Raw genomic sequence first — 21,021 nt, 5'->3', positions numbered from 1 at the left:
GCTAGACGCTCGGCGGGCCGTGCTCGACGCGGCGCAGCACCGGCGTGAGGCGGTCGAGGTCCGGGCCGTCGATCGGCTGCCGCTCGTCCCACCACGTGGCGCCGGCCTCCATCAGGGGTCCGAGCAGGTCGCGCGCCTTGGCGGGGGCCACAGGGCTGACGCCGCCGACGACGAGCTCGAAGGGCCCGTCGTCCTGGCGGTGCCGGTTGACGTACGCGGCCAGCTCGCGTACCTCGTCGGCGGGGGGACCGTACCCGTGCGAGCCCGGCCCGAACAGCGGAACCGCGCCGTCCCACCGGGCGGCCCTGCGCATCGGCCGCCGGTTCGGCCAGAACCCGGCTACCCAGACCGGCGGGCGAGGGCGTTGCACCGTCTCTGGCAGCAATCTCACGCCGTCCACCTGGTAGTGGCGGCCGTGATGGGTCACCGTCTCGCCGGCCCAGTAGCGGGCGAGCAGATCCAGGCCCTCGTCGAGCCGCTCCGCCAGGACGACGGGATCGGTCGGCTCGCCGAATCTGCCGTACTCGTCCTCGATCGGCCCGCCCAGCCCCGCGCCGAAGATCACCCGCCCGCCGCTGATCGCGTCGAGCGTGGCGACCTGGCGGGCGAGCTGCTGCGGCCGCCGCCGCGCGACCGGCGTGACCAGGGTGCCGAGCCTGATCCTGCTGGTCGCCAGGGCCGCCGCCGTGAGCAGCATCCAGGGATCGCCGAAGACGCGGCGGCGGCTTTCGACGTGTACGACGTGATCCCAGACGAACAGCGCGTCCCAGCCCGCCTGCTCCGCCGCCACGGCCACCGAGGCGACGGTCCTGGCGTCGGCGAAGTCACCGAAATTCGGGATGTTGATCGAGTAGTGCATCCCGCCATGCTCCCGGCAGCACCAGACGACGGCAACCCTTCCCGCCGCGCGTCCCCCAGCAGTATGCGGGGCTCGCGTCCGGGACTAAGGTCGGTAACGGAGCGTGGGAAGGAAAGGATCACATCATCGTCAGCGACAACCCCCGTCCGCCCGAACAGGCGTCACGATCAGCGCGCCGCCGCGTGACCGAGGCCGCGATCCTGAGCAACCACGACCAGAGCCGGGCCGACATCGCCCGATGGACCTGTCCGCACGGGCAGCATGCCGGGCACGGCTGCGTGATGTGCTACCACGCGTCGGGCGAAGCCGATCCGGCGCTGCCGTTGTGGGACGTCGCGGTGTGGTTCACCTCGGCGCGGCCGATCCCGATCAAGGCCCTGCACGACGTGCACCGGCACGGCCGCCAGTTCGCGATCGACCAGCCGTCCACTCCCCTGGTCTACGTCCTGAGCGGGCAGGCACGCGCCGCCCTGGGTGTGGAGGCGGTGGCGGGCGTGGTCGGATACCTGGTGCAGAACCAGCACATCGTGGACGAGTTCGTCGTGACGGAGATCCGCGCCATCCACTCCTGAAGTGCGACACGGTGCGACGTTTGCATCGGGCGAATCGGACTGCTAGTCTGGAGATGTTGCAGTTGTGGTACCCATAAGACTTGTGCGCACCTGACGAATGTAATCAGGTGCGTTTTTGTTTGGCCGGTCATCTCCGGCGGGGTTCATCCAAGCGACACGGGGTTCGTAAAGTGCGGATTCCGTCTCCCCTGCCAGTCAACGAGGAGATTCGATATGGCAACCGGCACCGTGAAGTGGTTCAACTCGGAAAAGGGCTTCGGCTTCATCGCCCAGGACGGCGGCGGCGCCGACGTCTTCGCCCACTACTCCAACATCGTCGCCAACGGTGGCTACCGTGAGCTGTTCGAGGGCCAGAAGGTGTCCTTCGACGTCGTCCAGGGCCAGAAGGGCCCGCAGGCGGAGAACATCGTTCCCGCCTGACACGGCACAAGCCCACACGTCGGGGCCCGCACCTCTCGGGGTGCGGGCCCCGACCGCTTTCCGCAGGCAGGCGGGATGACGGTGATGTGCCGCCGGAGACGCTCAGCGGCGGCGGGACCGGGGCCCCGGCGCCGTTGAGGCGGCGGGACCGGGGCCCCGGCGCCGTTGAGGCGCCGGGGTCCCGGGATCAGGGTTGTGCCGTGCCCTCGGCGGGAGCAGGGCGACGGGGCGGGGGCGTTCGCAGGTGCTCTCGATGGTCACCGCCGCGCCGGAGTGGGCCGAGGCCAGTAACGACTCCATGATGTCGAGCACGTGGTAGGCCAGCGACCCGCCGGCGCGAGGCTCCTCGCCCGGAGGGGTCGCCGCGAAGTCGGCCAGGCCCACGCCGCGCCCGGCGTCGAGGTAGCCGGCCGCCACGGGAAGGGTACGCCAGCCTTCCTCCCCCACCCCCGACACCATGACCGGCCCGTCGAAACGGTTCGGGTCGGGCACGACGAGCGAGCCCCGCTCACCGTGCACCTCGATGTTGGGCGCCTTCGTCGCCGCCGCGTCGAAGCTCATCACCAGGGTGGACAGCGCCCCCGATGCGTGTACGAGCACCCCGGTGACGTGGGTGTCGACGGTGACCGGGATCTCCTCGCCGCGACGGGGACCCGAGCCGATCGTCCGCTTGGCCCGCGTACGGGAGGCCGCGCCGATGACCGTCGACACCGGCCCGAGCAACGTCACCAGGCTCGTGACGTAGTACGGGCCCATGTCCAGGAGCGGGCCGCCACCGGGCAGGTAGTAGAAGTCGGGGTTCGGGTGCCAGCGCTCGTGACCGGGCGTCACCATCGTCGCGGTCGCCGCCACCGGCCTGCCGATCAGCCCGTCGTCGATCGCCTTGCGGGCCGTCTGCGTACCCGTGCCCAGCACCGTGTCAGGCGCGCACCCCACGCGGAGCCCGGCGGCGCCGGCCGCCTCCAGGATGCGCCCGGCGTCGGCCGCGGTCACGGCGAGGGGCTTCTCGCAGTAGACCTCCTTGCCCGCCGCGATCGCCTGGAGCGCGATCTCGGCGTGGGCGGCCGGAATGGTGAGATTGAGCACGATGTCGATCCGCGGATCCGCCACCAGCTCCACCACGGTCGTCACGTCGACGCCCGCGTAGGTCCGCACCGCTTCCCTGGCCCGGTCGAGGTCCAGGTCGGCGACGGCCACCAGGCGCAACTGCGGCAGCCGTTCGATGGTCTGGAAGTACTGCGCCGAGATGGCGCCGCAGCCGACGACGCCGACGTTCACCGGCTGGCCCACAGCATGCCCCTCTCGATGATGGTCCGCACGCTGTCGTGCAGCAGCACGTCGACGCTGTGCCCGGGAGTCGTGACGAAGATCCGGCCGTTCCCCCACCGGCGGGTCCAGATCGCGGGCGAGGTGACCTCCCGGTGCCAGGGGTCCCACGAGCGGACCTTCTGTGTCGTCGTCGCCAGCACGTCGATGTAGTCGTCCGTCAGGACCCAGTACTGCTCGGTGACGAGGTCGAAGTCCGCGATGCCCTCGGTGATGGGGTGGGTGCCGGCCTCGGGCAGCATGTTCACGGTGTACGGGACGTAGTTGTCGGCCTGCGACCCCTCCCGCTCGGCCGGATCCTTGCCCGGGTGGCAGGCGAACTGACCGCCGATGAGGTGCAGGTAGTCGGAGGAGTTGCGGAAGGAGTCGGCGATGCCGCCGTGCCAGCCGGCCATTCCGGTGCCCGCGTTGATCGCGGCCTCCAGGCCCTTGAGCTCGGCGGGCTCGATCGTGCCCATGGTGTGGCACTGCACGACGAGGTCGACACCGGCCATGAAGGCGGCGTCCGCGTACGGTGCCGGGGAATCCGCACGGGTCACCTCGTACCCCTGCTTTTCGAGGAAGGGGACGAAGAGGTCGGTGGCCTCGTGCGGGGCGTGCCCTTCCCAGCCACCCCGCACCACGAGGGCCTTGCGGCCGTGTTCGACTGTCAATGCATTCGCCAATCGCTCAGTGGTCAATCGGCTCTGATCGTCGCATCTCATACTGATTTGGTCTAAAGCGGGCCGCCCTCGGGCGCCCGAGCGGGGCGAGCACGGCGAGGTTGAGCAGGGCGCTGAGCGGGAGGAGATCCCTGCTGACGACCACGGCGCCGACGCCGGCCGCGATGAGCGCCGCGCGCCACCAGCCGCTCCGCATGCCGACCAGCGCGACGAGACCGGCGTAGAAGAGCATCGGCCCGGCGACATAGACCGCGAGCTCCACCCCGGGCACCTGCTGGACCTGGTCGAAGAGCGCGCCCATCTCCGTCCGGTCCGCCGCGACGAGCCCGATGACCAGGTCGATGGCGAACTGGACCACGGCGGCGGCGATCCCGGCCAGGCTGAACACCGCGACCGCGACCGCCGCCCGCCGGTTCCCCGCCCCGCGGGCGAGTTCGAGGACGAGCGGTACGAACAGCGCCAGTGCGGCGAGGAAGGCGAGGTGCCCGGCCGTCCACGCGACCCCGGGGCCGTGCGAGCCGTCGAGCCCGTCGAGGAGGTTGACCACGCCGTAGACCAGGGCGAGAAGCGGGGCGAGGACGAAGGACTTCGCTGTGAGGTTCATGCCGACCACGGTCCGCCCCCGGCGGGGAAATGTGATCACCGGCCGGGGCGATCCTGCCGCTCGCCCCCGGGAGGGAGGGAAGTCCCTCTCGCCGGTGATGTGCTGGGGCGGCGGCTGTGGTTACTTGTCCTCATGGCGCTTCTGGACAGACTCCGTGCGCTGCCGCCCGCCCTGGTCGACCTCGTGTTGACGGCCGGTGTGCTGGCCGCGCAGCTCGCGCCGTTCACGTCGGCGGGCCGGGGGTGGCCGGGCGCGCTCCTGCTGCCCGTGCTGGCGGCCTCGCTGCCGCTCCTGCTGCGGCGCCGGTTCCCGCTCGCGGCGATGTTCGCCATCCTGATCGCTATCCCCTGCTACGACCTGCTCGGCGGCGGTCCGAACCAGCCGATCTGGTACGGATGGCTGGTCGCCGTCCACACCGTCGCCCACCGGTCGCCACCGGCGCACCGGCTGGTGGCGATCGTGGTCACGGTGGCAGGGACGCTGTTGTTCGCCGGGTCGGTCGAGACGTTCGTGCGGACGATGGCGATGTGGGTGGCGGCCTACGCCCTGGGCCGGGTGGCGCTCCTGACCAGGGAGCAGTCGCACGCGTTACGGGAGCGCGCGATGCGGCTCGAACGCGAGCGTGAGCTGGCCGCCGAGCGGGCGGCGCAGCAGGAGCGGGCGCGGATCGCCAGGGACATGCACGACATACTCGCCCACGCGGTCAGCATCATGGTGGTCCAGGCGGAGGCCGGTCCGCTCACCGTACGCACCCGGCCGGAGCGGGCCGAGGCGGCTTTCGACGCGATCGCCGCCAGCGGCAGGGAGGCCATGGGGCAGTTGCGCAGGATGCTCGGGCTGCTCAAGGAGACGGAGGGCTCGCTCGCCCCGCAACCCACGCTGGAGCGCCTCCCCGAACTGGTGGACCGGGTCGCCCAGGCGACCCTCGTCGAGACGGGAACCCGGCTCGAACTGTCACATGACACCGAGGTCGCCGCCTACCGCATCGTCCAGGAGTCCCTCACGAACATCGTCAAGCACGCCGCCGCCCGGTCGGCGGAGGTCAGGCTGGCCTGGGAGCGGGACGCGCTGCGGCTCACCGTGACGGACGACGGCCGCGGGCGCGTACCTGTTCCTGGCCGCGGCCAGGGGCTGATCGGCATCAGGGAGCGGGCCGCCGCGTGCGGCGGCAGCGCCTCCTTCGGTCCCGTCCCTTCCGGCCGGGGATTCCAGGTCTCGGTACGCCTGCCGGTGACCGGATGACCGTCACCGTCGTGGTCGCCGACGACCAGGAGCTGGTACGCAGCGGATTCGCGCTGATCCTGGACACGCAGCCGGACATCTCCGTGGTCGCCGAGGCGGGCGACGGCTTCGAGGCGATCGAGGCCGTCCGCGCGCACCGGCCCCAGGTGCTGCTCCTCGACATCCGGATGCCGGGAATGGATGGCATCGACGCCGCCCGGGTGGTGTGCGGCGAAACGGACACCCGCGTCCTCATGCTGACCACGTTCGACCAGGACGACTACGTGTACGACGCCCTCCGCGCGGGCGCGAGCGGCTTCCTGCTGAAGGACGTGCGCAGGGACGACCTGGTACGCGCCGTCCAGGTCGTGGCGGCCGGGGAGTCGCTGCTCGCGCCCGCCGTGACCCGGCGGCTGATCGACGACATGGTGGCCAGGCGGCCCAGGAAGCCGCCCTCCGGGCTCGACCTCCTCACCGGGCGGGAGCGGGAGACGCTCACGCTGGTGGGCCGGGGGTTGTCGAACGCCGAGATCGCCGCGGTGTTCTTCATCAGCGAGCACACGGTGAAGACCCACGTCAGCAACGTGTTCGCCAAACTGGGGGCCAGGGATCGGGTGCACGCGGTCATCGCCGCGTACGAGTCCGGCCTGATCCAGCCGGGCGGCTGAGCTCATTCCATCCTGCGCACGGCATCGACGGCGTACACCAGTGGACGTTCGGCGAGGAGGACGGCGTGGTGCGCGTCCCACACGGAGGAGTCCTGGGACGGCGAGCCGGTCCGCGCCGACGTCGAGGGCATGCGGGCCGCGCTCGACGCCTCCTGGCCGCCTGGCTGGACCGCCTCAAAAAGGAGGCGGAGAATGCCTGACGCCGGTCCATACTGGGTCGTGTGATCGAGGAGCTGGTCGCGTACGCGCGGGAGACGTTCGGGTGGGATGAGGACGTCGTGGTGGCCCAGGGGCCCCGTGGCGCGCTGGGGCAGATCTGGCGGCTCGAGGTCGGCCCGGCGCGCTACGCGCTCAAGGAGATCTTCGCCGAGCCGCCCTCGGAGGCGTTCATCGAGGTGGAGCAGGCGTTCGCGGGGCGGGCCACCGCGGCGGGCGTGCGGCTCCCCACGAGCCACCCCGACCGCGCGGGCCGCCACCTGCTCAGGACGCCCGGCGGGGCGTGGCTGCGCCTGTACGACTGGGTGGAGCTGCGGCCGGTCGAGCTGACGGCCCCGGGCACCCCTGGCGAGCTGGGGGCGCTGCTCGCCCGGCTGCACCGGTGCGCCCCGCCCATGGCGGCCGAGGCGGGCGGTGAACCGCCCGCCCCCTGGTTCCACCGCGCTCCCGACCCGCGCGAATGGACCCGGTTGTGCGCGTCGGGCGCGACGTGGGCGGCGCGGCTGGCCGACCGGCTGTCCACGCTGCCCGAGCTGTGCGCGGCGATCACGCCGCCTGACCCCGCCGAGCTGGTCGTCTGCCATCGCGACCTGCACCCGGAAAACGTCCTCGCCGGCCCGTCCGGCGCGCTGGTGGTCGTCGACTGGGACAACGTGGGGCCGGCCACGCCGGGCCGGGAGCTGGCCCAGGCGTTGTTCGACTGGTTCTGCGACGGCCCTGGCGCCGACCTCGACGCCATGCGCGGCATGTACGACGCGTACGTGCGCGACGGCGGCCCAGGACGCGTCAGCCGACCGGCGGACTTCTCCATGCTGCTGTCCACCCGGCTGAACTTCCTGCTGGTCCAGGCCCGCGTCGCGCTCGACCTTCAGGCTGAGGCGCGCCACCGCGAGTGGGCGGAACGCGAGATCGACGAGGGCCTGCGTATCCTGCCGACGCCAGGGCTGTTGGCGGACGTACTGGAGCTGACCCGCGATCGCCCGGGTGGGTAATAAATCTCACAACGGAATCTATACAAACAGGATTAAATGCCCTAATCTCGACATCGCTCCAGTCGGCGAAACGACTGGAGCGCCAACGTCCGAAGCCCCGGCCGTCGCCGACGGCCGGGGCTTTCGTGTCACTTTTTCACGACTCGACTGTGCGCGACTGCCAGGAGAAGACGGCGGGCGCCTTGGGGTCGGCGGTGACGCGCAGCCAGTGCGCGGCCGTGTCGCCGTACGTCTCCAGGCGGGTCAGGTTCGCCACCCCCGCGTAGCCGCGCTCCACCTCGTACACGTGCTCGTCGCCGTGCGTGAGCAGGACCGGCTTGCCGAAGGCGCGGGCCCGTTCCACGACGCGGGCCCTGATCTCGGCGAATCCGGACGTCTCCACGGGCTCGGCCTGCATCATCAGCAGCACGCCCGGCGCGTGGGTACGCCCGGCGACGTCGAAGGCGTTGTCGATCCAGTCCAGCGCGGCGGACTGGCGCGCCTCGAACTCCGCCGTCCGCTCCGCCGGCCGGTCGCCACCGGGCAGTTCGCTCCAGGGCGCCAGGTCGTTGTCGCTGCCGACCACGTGCACGGTGGCGAAGACCACGCCCGCCCGGGTGAACAGCACGTTCTCCCGGTAGTCGCGATGGCGCGGATCGCGGGCCTGGGTCCGCACACCCATCGGGTGCCCGCCGAGCGTACGCCCCGCGACCGGGTAGAAGATCCGGCGGATCGCGTCCAGGCGCTCGGTGGGCAGGTAGCCGCCTGCGGCGGCGCGGTGGCAGTCGGTCCACTCGTTGTCGCCGGGGGTCAGCACGAACGGGTCGTCGAAGGTGCCGAACAGCCCCGCGAGGGTGCTGAAACGGGCGTCGTCGCAGGTGGTGGAGCCGTTCTTGACGTCCCCCGCATGCAGCACGAAACGTACGCCCGCGTCGGCGTCGATCGACTCCACCAGGCTGGGAAACGCGGCCTGCTGGGCGTCGCCGTACGGGGTGTCGCCGATCAGGGCGAAGGTGACGGCGGGATCCGCGTACGCGGGGCCGGACGGCACGGCCACGGTCGCGGCGATGAGGGCGGCCAGGAATAGAGATTTACGCATGCGCGAATCTCTAGCAACCGCCGGACACCAGCCGGTGACACGCGGCCGACGCTCCGGCGAACCCTGACGGACGAGTGCTCAGGCCAGCCGGATACCGCCGGGGCTGACGATCGACGTGGCGAGGCTCTGGACGAAGCGCATGATCAGCGCTTCGAGCAGCATCATGGCGGCCTTGGCGAGCAGCGAGGCCAGGAACTCGGACAACTCTCTACCTCACAGGTCAGAACAACGGTTAACACCATATTTCGGCACATAGATGTATATATGGGTATGAACCGCGTGTCCATCCGGTGAACGACCGATGACTACTCCGGACGCGGCCGTTCGACCGCCGCGGCCAGCACCGCCGCCAGCGCCGCGCACCCCATGCCGATCCCCCACCCGAACGGGCCGACCGGGCGGCAGCCGAAGAGCCTGCTGAGTCCGGGCACCGAGACGATCACGAACAGCGCCGCCAGGGACGAGAGCGCGGCGAGCACCACCAGGCGATCCCGCCCGCTCAGCGCCAGGGTCTGCAGGAGCTGCGCCGCCACCAGGCCGATGAGCCCGACCGTGTCCGCCCGCCCGCGCGTGCCGGTGACCCGCGCGAGCAGCCACGCGACCGCCGCCGCGGCGGCCGTGGTGACGGCACGCAGGTAGATGTCCCTGGTTAGGGCGGCGCCCAGGGACGCCTCCGGGCCCTCGGCGAGCAGCCGCTCAGGGCTGGTGGCGCTGGGCCGGCGGCTGGCCACCGCCATCGCCGGGAGCATGTCGGTGAGCAGGTTGACCAGGAGGAGCTGGCGGGCGTTCAGCGCGCTGTGGCCGGTCAGGAGACTGGACCCGACGGTGAAGACGATCTCGCCGATGTTTCCGCCGAGCAGGATGCCCAGCGCGTCGCGGACGGAGGCCCACATGCCCCGGCCCTCGACGATCGCGTCGATGATCGTCTCGATGCGGTCGTCGGCCATGACGATGTCGGCGGCGGCCCTGGTGGCGGGGGCGGCGTGCGACCCGATCGCCACGCCCACGTCGGCGAGCCGGATCGCGGGCACGTCGTTCGCGCCGTCGCCGGTCACGGCCACGACCTTCCCCGCCTCCCGCAGGCTGGTGACGATCCGCGCCTTGTGCTCGGGCGTGACCCGGGCGAAGACCGACACTCCGGGCAGCGTCTCGGTCAGGGCCGCGTCGTCGAGCTCCTCCAGCTCGGGGCCGGTCATCACGCGCATGCCGTTCAGCGCACCGATCTCGGCCGCGATGGCCTCGGCCGTGCTCGGATGGTCGCCCGTGAGCATGACGACGCGTACGCCGGCCCCCATGAGCTGCTCCACGCTGCGCTTGGCCGTCGGGCGTACCGGATCGGCCAGGCCGATGAACCCGCGGAACCGCAGGTTCTCGATGCGGGACTCGTCGAGGTCGGCGCGGCTGGACGCGGGCCGCTCCGCGACGGCGAGTACGCGGTAGCCGCGCAGGGCGAGCCGGTCCACCTCCCGCTCCAACTCCCGCCTGATCTTCCCGGTCAGCGGGACGGTCCTGCCGTCGACGACGATGCTCGTGGACCGGGTGAGCACGATCTCGGGTGCGCCCTTGACACTGAGCAGTTGCCCCGACTCCGACCGGCCGAGCACGGCGTGGTAGCCGCGGGCCGGTTCGAAGGGCAGCTCGTCCACGCGCTGCCACGTCCGCAACCCGTCGCCCGGGGTGATGCCGATCCGCCCGGCGCCCTCCACGACAGCGCGGTCCGTGGGGTGCGGGATGGCGCGCCCGCCCTCGAACCGTGGCCCCGCGCGCAGCGCCGCGCCGACGATCGCCCGCAGCTCTGGCGGCGCCTCGTCGACCGCGTGGTCGACCCGGCCGTCCGACACGCGGCGCAGGCTGATGTGGCCTTCTGTGAGCGTTCCCGTCTTGTCGAAGCAGAGCACGTCCACCCGGCCGAGCGCCTCGATCGTGGACGGGTTGCGGACCAGCGTGTTGCGGGTGGACAGCCGCTTGGCGGAGGCGAGCTCGGCCACGGTGGCGACGAACGGCAGCCCTTCCGGGACCGCCGCCACCATCAGGCTCACCGCGGGGGCGACCGCCTGGGACAGCGGCGAGCCGCGGAACAGCTCCACGACCATCAGCATCAGGCCCGCGCCCATCGAGGCGGGCAGGATCCGCCGGCTCAGCGCGCGCAGCCGCAGCTCCACCCCGCTCAGCGGTGGCCGCCGCTGAGCCAGCTTGGCGGTCCTGCCCGCCTCCGTCGCCTCGCCCGTGGCCACGACCACGGCGAGCCCGTGGCCCGCGGCGACGGTCGTGCCCTCGTACACCATGGAGGCCCGGTCCGCGATGGCGGGCGCCGCGGTCGGCACGGCGGTCTTGGGGACGAGCTGCGACTCGCCGGTGAGGGTGGACTCGTCGACCTCGAGCCCTGCCGCCTGGATCAGTCTCCCGTCGGCCGGTACGGCGTCGCCGGCCCGCAGCTCGATCACGTCTCCCCGCACCAGGACGTCGGGGTAGCAGACCAGCCCGCCGGTGGGGCGGCGCAGCCGTACCCGGATGGCGGTGGTCTCGGTGAGGCGGTGCAGCGCCCGGCCGGCGCCCTGCCGCTGGGCGCCGCCGAGCAGGGCGCCGGCCACGGTCACTGTGCCGATCAGCGCGGCGTCGAGGACCGAGCCGAACGCGGCCGACAGGCCCGCGCCCGCGGCCAGGATCGGGGTCAGCGGGTTCGCGAGCTCGTCGAGGGACGCGCCGGTCAGGGTCTCCGGGCCCTCGGCCGCCGGGCGGGGCAGGGCGGCTCTGCGGCGGCCGGCCTCCTCCTCGGTCAGCCCGCTCGGCGAGGTCCTGAGCCGGTCCAGGACGTCGCGGGCAGCCATGGCGTGCCAGGGTGTGTGGTCCGCGTGGATCGGCGGAGCCTCCCGTCCCACGCCCCGCCCGGCCCACTCCCCCGTCACGAGGGCGGCGAGGGACGTGCCGTCACGTACCAGTGCGGCGCGTGAGACCGCGGCCGAGGGCGGGCCGAGGAGCGACAGCCCCGTCCCGGCGACCACGCCTGCCGCCGCCACGAAGACGCCCCGCACGCTCGCCGTCCTGGCCGAGGCGAGGCACCGGAGCAGCAGGTGCACGCCGTCGAGCTCGCCCAGCACGTCGGCGTCCCACGGCACCCGCCCCGCCGCGCCGAGCACGCCGGCGCCCAGGTCCGCCTGCCGCAATCCGCGCCGTCCCCGTGACACCACGGCGACGGCGTGTCCCTCGGCCTGCAGCGCCCGCACCGACGCGCCCAGCCGGGCGCCGCCCTCGACGGTACGCTCCACGCCCAGCCGCCTGGCGAGCGCGGGCTCCCCGCCGGCCAGCACCACCGCGCACCTCTCCCGCGGCGCGGCGACCAGGGCCTCGGCGAGCGGATGCAGCTCGCGGGCCAGGCCGGCCAGGGCGACCGGGCTCCCTTCCCGCGCCACCGCGACCACCCGGATCCCCTGCGCACGCCACTGCTCGGGCACGTCCTCCGTGTGGGCGCTCGGGTGAAACTCCACGCTCGGGTGAGGCGCCACGCTCCAGCCGTCGCGTTCGCGCCGGGCCGCCGGGTCGGTGAGGTCGAGCAGCGTGTACAGCCGGGCGTGCAGATCGTCCAGATCCACGTCCGGGACGAGGGGGACGACGCTGTCGAGGGTCCACGCGTCCGTGGTGAGCACGGCGGCGTCCAGGACCACGGTGTCGATGCGGTCCATGCGATGCAGGGCCTCGCGGTTGAGCACGATCGCGCCGCGGCCGGCGAGAACGCGGGCGGCAGCGCTGGTGAAGGCGTCCCTGCCGAGGCAGGCCGCCTTGGGGATCCCCGCGATCAGCAGGGACAGGCCCCGCTGGTGGCTGCGGCTGACGACCGTGGTCAGTACGTGCGCGGCCAGCGCCGCGGAGCCGGCCGCGTCGGCGTACCGTTCGACGGGTCCCCGGGGCAGCGGGACCGGGCGCGCCGCCGTGGCGGTCCTGGTGTGCCGGTACGACCCCTCCTCGACGGCGAACTCCTCCTCGCGCCGCGCCCACGCCCGCCGCCCGGCACGCGCGTCGACGTAGCGTCCCGCCGCGGCGACGGAGTCGATGACCAGCGACGTGGGCCGCATGGACAAGGTGGTCGTGACGATCCTGGTGGTCGCCAGCACCGCGTCCATGGCCGGCTTGCCGACCCGCCGCTCCAGCTCCCTGCGGACGCGCGGGGTGTGCTCGGCCAGCGCCAGGAAGGCGGGGACCGCCGCAGGCAGTCTCGGTACGCGGGCCAGCAGGCCGGCCGTGGCCAGCGCGGTGCCGGCCACGTGCGCCGCGAGGCTGACCGCGGCGCGGGCCTGCTGCTCCACACCGTCGCGCACGCCGGGCTCCGCGCCCCCGTCACCTTCGTCGTTCTCTTCCACGACGGCCACGAGCTTGTCCAGGTCAGCCGTCTGCTCGTCGCACGCCACGAACACGCAACCGAGCGCCCCGTTCACCTCGGCGCGCGGGACGCCCATCGTGAGCAGCCGCTCCTCGAGGGCGCGGGCGCGCCGCTCCGTACGCGGCCCGCCGATGTTCCGCAGTTCGATGCGGACTCCGCCGGGGCACGGTCGTACCCGGCGGGGGCGCGGGAGGATGCTCCGCACAGGTTCGGGGAGCATGTTGAGCAGCGTGTCAGCGGTGAGCAGGCCGGACAACGCCATGTGGCCTCCCGTCTACGGCGTCGTCGCTCACCTGCTCGGCGAGGTGCTCTTCCGTCTCGTCGTCCCCGAAGTCCTGCGCCTCTCGGACGCCGCCTCGGTCTTACGGGCCTCTGTCTTACGGGGCTCGGTCTTGCGAGCCGCTGTCTTGCGGGGCTCGGCCTTGGCAGGCTCGGCCTTGCGGGCCTCTGCCTTACCGGGCTCGGCCTTGCGGGTCGTGGTCGCTCGGGTCGTTCTACGGCTCGGGGCGGTCGTGGCGGTGGTGGCCGCCCTGCCCGGCGCGGCCTCCTGTGCCGGCGTCGCACGCGGCCCGCCGGCACCGGCCTCGGCCGCCTCCTGCCGCCGTCCCCGCTGGGCGAGGATCGTACCCGCGCCGATGGCGGCCGCGATCGGCCAGTCGACGACTCCGAAGGCCGCGAGCGCGCCGAGCGCCCCGTAGTACGCCACACGCTCGGGCGGCGGGAGGAACGTCCGGGCCACGTCGACGTAGTGACCCATCTCCTGCCTGCTGATCCGCGGCATCTGGACGTGCGGCATCGTCACCTGCGGCATCTGGACGTGCGGCATCTCCACGTGCGGCAACCGCACGTCCGGCCTGCTGACCTGGATGCTGATCATCGGCAGGTCCAGCGAGAGCCGTTTGGGCGGCTTCCCGTCGGATGCGGCGGTGGCACGCCCTCGCGGCTGTGTGACGGCCATGATCCCCTCCTCCTCCTCCTGGACAGGAAAAGCCCTCGTTGACCTCCTATCCACCACCGGTCGCGTTATTCCGGACAGGCAAGATTTGAGGGTTTCTGTAAGCCCAGATCGGACGCGAAAACCGGTGGCACCCGCGCCGGTCGCGTGGTTGGCTGACGCCGGTGATCTATGAGCATCCGCTGGCCTATGTCCTCGGTCTCGAGGGCCTCGCCTTGCTACGTTCGTTCACCGGAGAGCACGACCGCGCGTTCGTCGAAGCGCGCCTCGCCGAGATCCGCGGCCTGCTGGCCGACGAGTCGCTGGCGGACGCGGGCGTGGAGGTCGCCCGTGTGGACACAGTCGAGGGTTACCGCATCTGGTCGGAGACGTACGACGGCCCCAATTCCGCGTTCGACTTCGACGAGCCCATCGTGACCGAGATCGTCGACGCGCTGCCGGTGGGCGTCGCCCTGGACGCCGCGTGCGGGACAGGGCGGTTGGCGGCGGCCCTGGCCGAGCGCGGCCACCGGATCCTCGGCGTGGACAGCTCGCCCGACATGCTGGCGCGGGCCGGGAAGCGGGTGCCGGACGGCGAGTTCCGCCTCGGTGACCTGAACCGCCTGCCGGTGCCCGATGACGCCGTGGACCTGGTCGTCTGCTCCCTGGCGCTGGCGCACGTGCCGTCGCTGGAGCCGGTGCTCGCCGAGTTCGCCAGGGTGCTGCGGCCGGGCGGGCACCTGGTGATCTCGGACATCCATCCCGAAGGCGTGGCGCGGGGCATCATCCCGCCCGTACGCCTGCCGGACGGGCGGCCGGGCCGGGTGGCCACGTACCACCACAGGATCGGTGACTACGTACGCGCCGCACTGCGAGCCGGCCTGCACGTACGCCGCTGCGACGAGCCGAGGACGCCGGCCGTCGGCCGCCCGCAGCCTCAGGACCCGCCGCGCGAGCCCGCCACGCCGGGCCCCTGGGAGCTGTGGCCGTGGTCTCTGGTCGCCCTGGCGCCGGACGCGGCGAAGGCCGCCATAGCGGACGTGCCGGCGATAGTCGTCTGGCACTTCCAGCTGTCGTAAACCGCGAGTAAACAACCGGAGTAAAACCGCGTGCGCCCGAAAAATCAAGACATTGACGAAAAATTCTTACATGATACTCATGGATCGAGTCGGAAAGCTTCAAACCTCGCTGAGATCGTCCAGAGCTCACCCAAGGAGGACGCGCATGGCGCGTAGCAAATCCCCCGACCCGCCCGCCGACTTACTCGGCCCCGTCCAAGGAGAGGTCTCCTGGTTCTGCTGCGGCACGGCCTGGGGGCCGTGCAGCAGCACCGGTAAGGGAGCCTGCGGCACCTGCAACTCAGGAAGCATGCAGCACGCCTGGCCCAACGCCTCCGACAACTGCCTGGCGATCACCCGCCCCGACCGGTGCGGCGTCAGCCTGTCGCGCCGGACCTGCGGTTTCCGCCACCGCACCACGGCGTTGTGCAGCGGCACCAGCATCGTCACCGCCATCGCCGACTGCGGCCCGCAGACGGACCTGTTCTGCGGCGAGCGCAGCTGCTGCGGCGCGACCTGCGCGAACAACCGGCTGATCGACCTGACCCCGGCCGCGTACAGCGCGATCGCCAGCCTCTCCAGCGGCCTGCGGCCGTGCGAGATCTCGACGCCGTAGGAGGCGAACGATGCGCAGCAGAAGGGATGTGCTCAAGTCCGCCGTGCTCGGCGGGGGTGCCGGCGTCGTCGCCGCGACCGCGCTGGGCTCGCTCGGCGCGGAGGCGGCCTTCGCCACCACGGGCCCCACGATCGAGCCCGGCGCCCCCGACCCCAACTTCGCCGAGGGCCGGATCCGCTCGATCAAGGACAACACGCTGCTCGTCCTGGGCTCGAACATGGTGTTCCACAACATCAGGGTCGTCGACGGCACGAGCCTGTGGAAGCTGGGACCGGTCGGTTTCGACCAGGCCAGGCCCGGTGACGGCCTGTACGCCAGGGGCGTGCGGATGCCCGACGGGATGCTCGCCGCCGAGTCGGTGTGGCTGAACATCGTCAACATCAAGGGCCACATCAAGAACATCAAGGACCAGACGCTGCACCTGGACCACAACGGGCACGAGGTGCTGTGCCACGTGGTGCCCGGCAAGTCGGTCGCCATCCACTCCGAGTCGCCGCCCACCTCGGACCTGTCGCTGCTGAAGGTGAGCCAGCACGTGCAGATCCTGGGCGCCTGGCGGCCCGACACGAACGAGGTCGACATCGCCACCGTCTTCTCCCCGCACTAGGAGCCGCAGATGCACGGGATCGCCGCGTCGCAGCCGTACGTGATCGCCTTCTTCCTCCTCTGGGCGGGCCTGATGAAGCTGCTCAGCCGGCGGATGCGGGCACAGGCCGGGCAGACCGCCCTGGCCCGGCTGACCGGCCCGGCGCGCGCGGTCCCGGCGCTCCGCTTCGTCGGCCTGGCCGAACTCGCGGTGGCCGGCGCGTTGCTGCTGCCGCCGGCCCACCCCTTGGACGGGGTGGCCGCCGCGCTGCTCGCGGCCGGTTTCCTCGCCTACCTCGCCTACGCCCACGTCGCCGCCCCCACGGCGTCGTGCGGCTGCCTGGGCACCCACTCCCGTCCTGTGGACCTGCGCGCCTTCGCCCGCGCGGGCCTCCTGCTCGCCGCCGCGCTGCCGGCGATCGGCGCGGGCGCGTACCCGCCGCTGCCGGCTCTCGTCGTACTGGAGGTCGTGGCCCTGCTGGCCCTGTCGTCGGAGCTGGACCGCTACTGGCTCACCCCGGCCCGCCGCCTCCTGGTACGCCTGCGCCGCCCCCTCGCCGTTCCCACGCCGGCCGACGTCCCGCTGGAGACCTCGCTGCACCTGCTCCGCCGCAGCCCCGCGTACTGCTCGGCCTCCGGCCGGCTCACCTCGGACGTACGCGAGACGTGGGACGAGGACGGGACACGTTACGTGGTCTACGGCGCCCGCGACCAGTCGGCGATCTTCGCCATCCCCCTCTCCACCGACGACCCCACGGCCGTCAGAGTCGCCCTCGTCGACGAAGCCGCCCTCGCCTGACCGGGACACCCTCGCCTCAACCGGCGCGGGCCCGATCTAGCGGGAAGCCGGCACGAGGATTCCGCGGCCCTGGAGGCGTCCGCTCTCCAGGTCGCCGATGGCGTCGTTGACCGCTTCGAGGGGATACGTGCGGGTGTGCAGGCTGACCTTGCCCTGCGCGGCGAGGGCCATCAGCTCGTCCAGGTCGTTGTAAGAGCCGACGAGGTTCCCGATCACGTTGATCTCGCTGGAGATGATGTCGATCGTCGGGATGTCGACGCGGCCTCCGTACCCGATCACGAAGTACGAGCCCGCCCGCCGCAGCATCGCCACCCCCTGGGCCTCGGTGCCGCCTTCGCCGACGAAGTCCAGCACCACGTGCGCCCCCTGCCCGCCGGTGAGCTCGGCGACCACCTCGACCTGCCGGCCGTCGGCCAGGACCGTGTGCGTGGCGCCCAGCCCCCTGGCCAGCTCCAGCGCGGCCGGCGACCGGTCCACGACGATGATCTCGGCGGGCGTCATGGCGGCCAGACACTGCACGCCGATGTGGCCGAGCCCGCCGACGCCGATCGAGACGACGTACGAGCCCGGATAGAGCAGCGGAACCGCCTTGCGCACCGCGTGGTAGGCGGTCAAGCCGGCGTCGGCGAGCGCGGCGACGTCCACCGGCCGCAGCGCGGGATCCAGCTTGACCACGGACCTGACGTTGGTGAGCAGCAGTTCGGCCATGCCGCCGTCGGTGTCGATGCCGGGGAACCTCGACCGTTCGCAGTGCACATCGTCGCCCGCCCGGCAGGCCCGGCACAGCCCGCACGTGACCAGCGGATGCAGGATCACCGCGTCCCCCGGCCGGACGTCCGTCACGGCCGAGCCGACCTCCCGCACCCAGCCGGCGTTCTCGTGCCCGATCGTGTACGGCAGCGCCACGCCGGACTTCTCGGCCCACTGCCCTTCGACGATGTGCAGGTCCGTACGGCACAACCCGGCGCCGCCCACCTCGACCAGCACGTCCAGCGGCCCGCTGACCTGCGGCTCCGGCACGTCCTCGACGACCGGAGGCTTGTTGTACTCGTGTACGCGTACTGCTCTCATCTTTCGATCTTTGGTCGGCGCCGGGCTGCGGTCAACGCCCGAAACCCCAAAACCTGGAGAAACCTCCAAGGTGAAAGGATCAGTATCGCACTACGACCGAAAGGCACTCCGAGATGGCTCCGAACATCGCGACCGCACGCCACGTCGAACTTCCCGAACTGCTGGCCTTCGTCCGCACCAGGCACCACGGCCTGCTGGCGACCACCCGTACGGACGGGCGGCCGCAACTGTCACCCGTCTCCTGCGGGCTGGACGAGGGCGGCCGGATCGTGGTCTCCACCTACCCCGAGCGCGCCAAGGCCCGCAACGCCCGCCGCGACGAGCGTACGTCGATCTGCGTGTTGTCCGACGACTGGAACGGCCCGTACGTCCAGATCGACGGGCACGCCGAGGTGCTCGACATGCCGGACGCCCTGGACGCGCTGGTGGACTACTACCGTTGCATCGCCGGCGAACACCCCGACTGGGACGAATACCGCGCCGCCATGCGCCGCCAGGACAAGTCGCTGATCCGCCTGCACATCGACCGCTGGGGCCCGATCGCGACCGGCGGCTTCCCCGCCCGCCTGGCCTGACCGTGGCGGCACGCGTATGGGATTGAGCGTATGAGCGATGGACCGTCTCATCCCGCGGGCGTCAGGATGAGCCCATGGTGGTACTCCCTCTGGTCACGCTCGTGCTGCACGGCGCCCTCGCGGGCCTCTTCTACGCCTTCTCCATGTCCGTGATGCCGGGTCTGAACGCCGTCGAGCCCGCCCAGGCCGAGGCGGCGATGCGGAGCGTCAACAGGAAGATCCTCAACCCCTGGCTCTACGTCGCCTTCCTCGGCGCTCCGCTCGCGGCGCTGGCGGCCGGGCTCCTCACGGGGAATGTCTGGTTCTACGCCGCCGCCGGCGTGAACTTCGCCGGTTCGTTCCTGGTCACCGTGGCCGTCAACGTGCCGATGAACAACGCGATCAACGCGGGCACGATGCCGTGGAAGGACTATTCGCCCAGGTGGACGGGCTGGAACACGCTGCGCGCCGTCGCCTCGTTCGCCTCGCTCGTGCTGGTCGGGATCGGGCTGACCGGCCTGTGACCAACCCTCTGGTTATGGCGGCGGGCGGGCCTGAACCCCGGCGGCCGGCGGCTGCGTACTCCGGGAGACTCGACCTTCTGGAGAACCGCCATGACCATCCGCCCGTTACCTGTCGCGCTCCTCGCGCTCGCCCTGTCCGCCACCGCCTGCAGCACCGGCGGGCAGGCCACCTCCTCCGCCTTCGGCGGCCCGTCCTCGGCGGCCCCCGCCGAACCACGTGGCGTCGTGTCGGCGACCGAGGCCAGGGCGATCCTCGACCAGTGGGACAAGGCTACGAAGGAGGCCCGGCGGCAGGGCGGCACGGACTGGAGCGCGGCGGACGCCGGGCTGGCCGCGCAGATCAGCACGGCCGAGAGCAAACTGCTCACGACGATCGGCGAGAGCGTGGACACCCCTGCGAAGGCCATCGTCAAGCCGCGCTTCGCCATACCGGGAAAGGTCGCCGGAGAACCGTGGTTCATGGCCGAGTACAACCGCAAGGGCACCAAGAACTGGCACCAGGGGATCTTCAAGAAGACGCCCGCCGGCTGGCGCATGGTCGCCATGTCCGTCACCCCGGCCAAGTCCCGCCCGCCCGCCGCCGCGCGGGACAAGAACGGCCTCGCCACAGTGCTGGCGGCCGACGACCGTACCGGGCTCATCGCCTCCCCGCAGGGCATCGTCCAGGCGCACGCACGCCTCCAGAACACCTTCGGCGAGAACCGGGGCGCCGGCCGGCTCTTCCTGGCCGATTCGTACGCGAGGGAGCGGGCCAGGCTCGCCCGCACCGAGCGCAAGACGGTGCAGGCCAACGGCGAGTGGACGCTGACCATCCGCTCCGAGCCGGCGCCGGAGATCTACGCGCTCAGGACCGCCGCCGGCGGCGCGCTCGTCTGGTACGGCATCACACAGCAGAACACCATGACCGCTCGTCCAGGCGCCACCAGCAGACTGCACTTCAGTGACCGCAACGGTGCCGCGCTGAGCCACGGCGAGCGGTTCAAGCGGAAAACCGTCCAGAAGACCGCCGGGATCTACCTCGCCGTCGTACCGCGATCGCCGGGCCTGGTCCGCGTCCCCACGGAGTGGTTCACCGGCATCAGCATCACCGGCTCTTGACCCGCCCGGCCCACCGGCCCATGGCATTCGTCGTGGGCACAGGCCCGGAAAGGCCGGTCAGGAGGGCTGGGCGGCGCGTGCGCGGGTAGCGTCCTGGACATGGCCACCTTCGACCTGTCCAAGCTGCGAGCGGTCGTCTTCGACACCGACGGCGTGGTCACCGACACGGCCCGCGTGCACGCCGCCGCCTGGAAACACGTGTTCGATCGTTTCCTGCGCGGGCGCTCTGCGCCGTTCGACATCCGGTCCGACTATCTGCGCTATGTGGATGGGCTGCCACGGCTGGACGGCGTACGCGCGTTCCTGGCCTCGCGCGGCATCACCCTGCCCGAGGGCGGCCCGGACGACGAGCCGGGAGCGGCGACCGTACACGGGCTGGGGCTCGCCAAGGACGCGCTGTTCGTCAAACAGATCGAGGCGCACGGGGTGGCCGCCTTTCCCTCCACGGTGGACCTGCTGCACGAGTTGCGCCGGCGCGGTTGTCGTACGGCGGTCGTCTCCGCCAGCAGGCACTGCCGGGCCGTCGTGTCGTCGGCGGGTGTGATGCGCCTGTTCGACGTGCTGGTGGACGGCAACGACGCGGCCGAGCTGGGGCTGCCTGGCAAGCCCGATCCCGGACTGTACCTGGAGGCGGCCCGCCGCCTGGGGTCGCCCGCCGCCGACGTGGCGATCGTGGAGGACGCCATCCCGGGCGTGGAGGCCGGCCGCCGGGGCGGTTTCGGCCTGGTCATCGGGCTGGACAGGAGCACATCACTGGCCCCGGCCCCCACCGCGGACGAAACCGAACCC

General features: G+C 71.9%; 23 protein-coding genes. 13 read left to right on the top strand and 10 right to left on the bottom strand.

From position 1 onward, the window contains the following. Position 1: 1 nt before the first annotated feature. Entirely contained in the window at positions 2-859 is an 858-nt protein-coding gene (locus tag ITP53_RS15705; protein ID WP_195896128.1) for an LLM class flavin-dependent oxidoreductase, read from the bottom strand. Positions 860-1,041: 182 nt separating this feature from the next. Between ITP53_RS15705 and ITP53_RS15700 the strand changes: the two genes are divergently transcribed. After that, positions 1,042-1,431, top strand: coding sequence for a hypothetical protein (locus ITP53_RS15700; protein ID WP_195896127.1), 390 nt, complete (start codon positions 1,042-1,044; stop codon positions 1,429-1,431). A 213-nt stretch (positions 1,432-1,644) separates the two neighbouring features. Beyond that, a complete protein-coding gene (locus ITP53_RS15695; protein WP_195896126.1) occupies positions 1,645-1,851 on the top strand; it encodes a cold-shock protein in 207 nt (68 codons plus the stop codon). Between the two features lie 102 nt (positions 1,852-1,953). On the opposite strand, the gene ITP53_RS57460 is transcribed toward ITP53_RS15695, so the two are convergent. From ITP53_RS57460 to ITP53_RS15680, 3 genes are read right to left on the bottom strand one after another with little or no spacing between them, the layout of a single operon-like run. After that, positions 1,954-3,141: a Gfo/Idh/MocA family protein gene (locus ITP53_RS57460; RefSeq protein WP_195896125.1), complete on the bottom strand. Its 1,188-nt coding sequence runs from the start codon at positions 3,139-3,141 to the stop codon at positions 1,954-1,956. Continuing rightward, positions 3,126-3,830: a ThuA domain-containing protein gene (locus ITP53_RS57450; RefSeq protein ID WP_236050847.1), complete on the bottom strand. Its 705-nt coding sequence runs from the start codon at positions 3,828-3,830 to the stop codon at positions 3,126-3,128. Before ITP53_RS57450 ends, ITP53_RS57460 begins: the two co-directional genes overlap by 16 nt. 16 nt (positions 3,831-3,846) lie before the next feature. Further along, positions 3,847-4,443: a hypothetical protein gene (locus ITP53_RS15680; RefSeq protein WP_195896123.1), complete on the bottom strand. Its 597-nt coding sequence runs from the start codon at positions 4,441-4,443 to the stop codon at positions 3,847-3,849. Between the two features lie 132 nt (positions 4,444-4,575). On the opposite strand from ITP53_RS15680, the gene ITP53_RS15675 reads away from it, so the two are divergent. Continuing rightward, positions 4,576-5,685 carry a sensor histidine kinase gene (locus tag ITP53_RS15675; RefSeq protein ID WP_195896122.1) on the top strand — a complete coding sequence of 370 codons (1,110 nt, stop codon included), beginning with the start codon at positions 4,576-4,578 and terminating at the stop codon, positions 5,683-5,685. Further along, positions 5,682-6,332 (top strand): response regulator, encoded by a 651-nt coding sequence (locus tag ITP53_RS15670; protein ID WP_195896121.1) that lies wholly within the window; start codon positions 5,682-5,684, stop codon positions 6,330-6,332. Before ITP53_RS15675 ends, ITP53_RS15670 begins: the two co-directional genes overlap by 4 nt. 2 nt (positions 6,333-6,334) lie before the next feature. Here the strand turns inward: ITP53_RS15670 and ITP53_RS59255 are convergent, their stop codons facing one another. Continuing rightward, complete coding sequence (locus ITP53_RS59255) at positions 6,335-6,463, bottom strand: hypothetical protein (RefSeq protein WP_268961052.1); 129 nt, start codon at positions 6,461-6,463, stop codon at positions 6,335-6,337. Positions 6,464-6,553: 90 nt separating this feature from the next. Here ITP53_RS59255 and ITP53_RS15665 point away from each other — a divergent pair, with 90 nt between their 5' ends. Continuing rightward, complete coding sequence (locus tag ITP53_RS15665; RefSeq protein ID WP_195896120.1) at positions 6,554-7,540, top strand: phosphotransferase enzyme family protein; 987 nt, start codon at positions 6,554-6,556, stop codon at positions 7,538-7,540. Between the two features lie 136 nt (positions 7,541-7,676). Here ITP53_RS15665 and ITP53_RS15660 read toward each other — a convergent pair whose 3' ends face one another. The 4 genes from ITP53_RS15660 to ITP53_RS15650 form a co-directional block, all read right to left on the bottom strand. Continuing rightward, the gene (locus tag ITP53_RS15660) at positions 7,677-8,618 is read right to left on the bottom strand and encodes a metallophosphoesterase (RefSeq protein ID WP_195896119.1); all 942 of its coding nucleotides are present in this window, start codon (positions 8,616-8,618) and stop codon (positions 7,677-7,679) included. A 78-nt stretch (positions 8,619-8,696) separates the two neighbouring features. After that, positions 8,697-8,822, bottom strand: a complete 126-nt coding sequence (locus tag ITP53_RS59250; protein ID WP_268961051.1) for a hypothetical protein — start codon at positions 8,820-8,822, stop codon at positions 8,697-8,699. A gap of 101 nt (positions 8,823-8,923) precedes the next feature. Then, complete coding sequence (locus ITP53_RS15655; protein ID WP_195896118.1) at positions 8,924-13,255, bottom strand: cation-translocating P-type ATPase; 4,332 nt, start codon at positions 13,253-13,255, stop codon at positions 8,924-8,926. Positions 13,256-13,282: 27 nt separating this feature from the next. Continuing rightward, on the bottom strand, positions 13,283-13,951 hold the full coding sequence (locus tag ITP53_RS15650) for a hypothetical protein (protein ID WP_195896117.1): 669 nt from the start codon (positions 13,949-13,951) through the stop codon (positions 13,283-13,285). Between the two features lie 161 nt (positions 13,952-14,112). Between ITP53_RS15650 and ITP53_RS15645 the strand changes: the two genes are divergently transcribed. From ITP53_RS15645 to ITP53_RS15630, 4 genes are all read left to right on the top strand, one after another. After that, positions 14,113-15,006: a class I SAM-dependent methyltransferase gene (locus ITP53_RS15645; RefSeq protein ID WP_195896116.1), complete on the top strand. Its 894-nt coding sequence runs from the start codon at positions 14,113-14,115 to the stop codon at positions 15,004-15,006. 145 nt (positions 15,007-15,151) lie between these two features. After that, the gene (locus tag ITP53_RS15640; protein ID WP_195896115.1) at positions 15,152-15,601 is read left to right on the top strand and encodes an RlpA-like double-psi beta-barrel domain-containing protein; all 450 of its coding nucleotides are present in this window, start codon (positions 15,152-15,154) and stop codon (positions 15,599-15,601) included. Positions 15,602-15,611: 10 nt separating this feature from the next. Then, a complete protein-coding gene (locus ITP53_RS15635; RefSeq protein ID WP_195896114.1) occupies positions 15,612-16,208 on the top strand; it encodes a cell wall protein in 597 nt (198 codons plus the stop codon). A gap of 9 nt (positions 16,209-16,217) precedes the next feature. Next, positions 16,218-16,985, top strand: a complete 768-nt coding sequence (locus tag ITP53_RS15630; RefSeq protein WP_195896113.1) for a MauE/DoxX family redox-associated membrane protein — start codon at positions 16,218-16,220, stop codon at positions 16,983-16,985. Between the two features lie 36 nt (positions 16,986-17,021). Here ITP53_RS15630 and ITP53_RS15625 read toward each other — a convergent pair whose 3' ends face one another. Then, positions 17,022-18,056, bottom strand: coding sequence for an NAD(P)-dependent alcohol dehydrogenase (locus ITP53_RS15625; RefSeq protein WP_195896112.1), 1,035 nt, complete (start codon positions 18,054-18,056; stop codon positions 17,022-17,024). 113 nt (positions 18,057-18,169) lie between these two features. Here ITP53_RS15625 and ITP53_RS15620 point away from each other — a divergent pair, with 113 nt between their 5' ends. The 4 genes from ITP53_RS15620 to ITP53_RS15605 all read left to right on the top strand — a co-directional run. After that, positions 18,170-18,631, top strand: coding sequence for a PPOX class F420-dependent oxidoreductase (locus ITP53_RS15620; RefSeq protein ID WP_195896111.1), 462 nt, complete (start codon positions 18,170-18,172; stop codon positions 18,629-18,631). Between the two features lie 74 nt (positions 18,632-18,705). Next, positions 18,706-19,134, top strand: a complete 429-nt coding sequence (locus tag ITP53_RS15615; RefSeq protein WP_195896110.1) for an anthrone oxygenase family protein — start codon at positions 18,706-18,708, stop codon at positions 19,132-19,134. A gap of 90 nt (positions 19,135-19,224) precedes the next feature. Further along, the gene (locus tag ITP53_RS15610) at positions 19,225-20,232 is read left to right on the top strand and encodes a hypothetical protein (RefSeq protein ID WP_195896109.1); all 1,008 of its coding nucleotides are present in this window, start codon (positions 19,225-19,227) and stop codon (positions 20,230-20,232) included. Positions 20,233-20,331: 99 nt separating this feature from the next. Next, positions 20,332-21,021: HAD family hydrolase (locus ITP53_RS15605; RefSeq protein WP_195896108.1), on the top strand; the 690-nt coding region annotated here is incomplete at its 3' end.

Source organism: Nonomuraea cypriaca, assembly GCF_015645445.1.
Classification (GTDB): domain Bacteria; phylum Actinomycetota; class Actinomycetes; order Streptosporangiales; family Streptosporangiaceae; genus Nonomuraea; species Nonomuraea cypriaca.
The sequence above is the reverse complement of the archived record's forward strand: the minus strand, read 5'-3'. Positions and strand labels throughout refer to the sequence as shown.

Coding starts and splice junctions, on each gene's coding strand:
- ITP53_RS15705 (WP_195896128.1), bottom strand. CDS start 859: ATGCACTACTCGATCAACATCCCGAATTTCGGTGACTTCGCCGACGCC.
- ITP53_RS15695 (WP_195896126.1), top strand. CDS start 1,645: ATGGCAACCGGCACCGTGAAGTGGTTCAACTCGGAAAAGGGCTTCGGC.
- ITP53_RS15680 (WP_195896123.1), bottom strand. CDS start 4,443: ATGAACCTCACAGCGAAGTCCTTCGTCCTCGCCCCGCTTCTCGCCCTG.
- ITP53_RS15675 (WP_195896122.1), top strand. CDS start 4,576: ATGGCGCTTCTGGACAGACTCCGTGCGCTGCCGCCCGCCCTGGTCGAC.
- ITP53_RS15670 (WP_195896121.1), top strand. CDS start 5,682: ATGACCGTCACCGTCGTGGTCGCCGACGACCAGGAGCTGGTACGCAGC.
- ITP53_RS59255 (WP_268961052.1), bottom strand. CDS start 6,463: ATGCCCTCGACGTCGGCGCGGACCGGCTCGCCGTCCCAGGACTCCTCC.
- ITP53_RS15660 (WP_195896119.1), bottom strand. CDS start 8,618: ATGCGTAAATCTCTATTCCTGGCCGCCCTCATCGCCGCGACCGTGGCC.
- ITP53_RS15655 (WP_195896118.1), bottom strand. CDS start 13,255: ATGGCGTTGTCCGGCCTGCTCACCGCTGACACGCTGCTCAACATGCTC.
- ITP53_RS15650 (WP_195896117.1), bottom strand. CDS start 13,951: ATGGCCGTCACACAGCCGCGAGGGCGTGCCACCGCCGCATCCGACGGG.
- ITP53_RS15640 (WP_195896115.1), top strand. CDS start 15,152: ATGGCGCGTAGCAAATCCCCCGACCCGCCCGCCGACTTACTCGGCCCC.
- ITP53_RS15635 (WP_195896114.1), top strand. CDS start 15,612: ATGCGCAGCAGAAGGGATGTGCTCAAGTCCGCCGTGCTCGGCGGGGGT.
- ITP53_RS15630 (WP_195896113.1), top strand. CDS start 16,218: ATGCACGGGATCGCCGCGTCGCAGCCGTACGTGATCGCCTTCTTCCTC.
- ITP53_RS15625 (WP_195896112.1), bottom strand. CDS start 18,056: ATGAGAGCAGTACGCGTACACGAGTACAACAAGCCTCCGGTCGTCGAG.
- ITP53_RS15620 (WP_195896111.1), top strand. CDS start 18,170: ATGGCTCCGAACATCGCGACCGCACGCCACGTCGAACTTCCCGAACTG.
- ITP53_RS15615 (WP_195896110.1), top strand. CDS start 18,706: ATGGTGGTACTCCCTCTGGTCACGCTCGTGCTGCACGGCGCCCTCGCG.
- ITP53_RS15610 (WP_195896109.1), top strand. CDS start 19,225: ATGACCATCCGCCCGTTACCTGTCGCGCTCCTCGCGCTCGCCCTGTCC.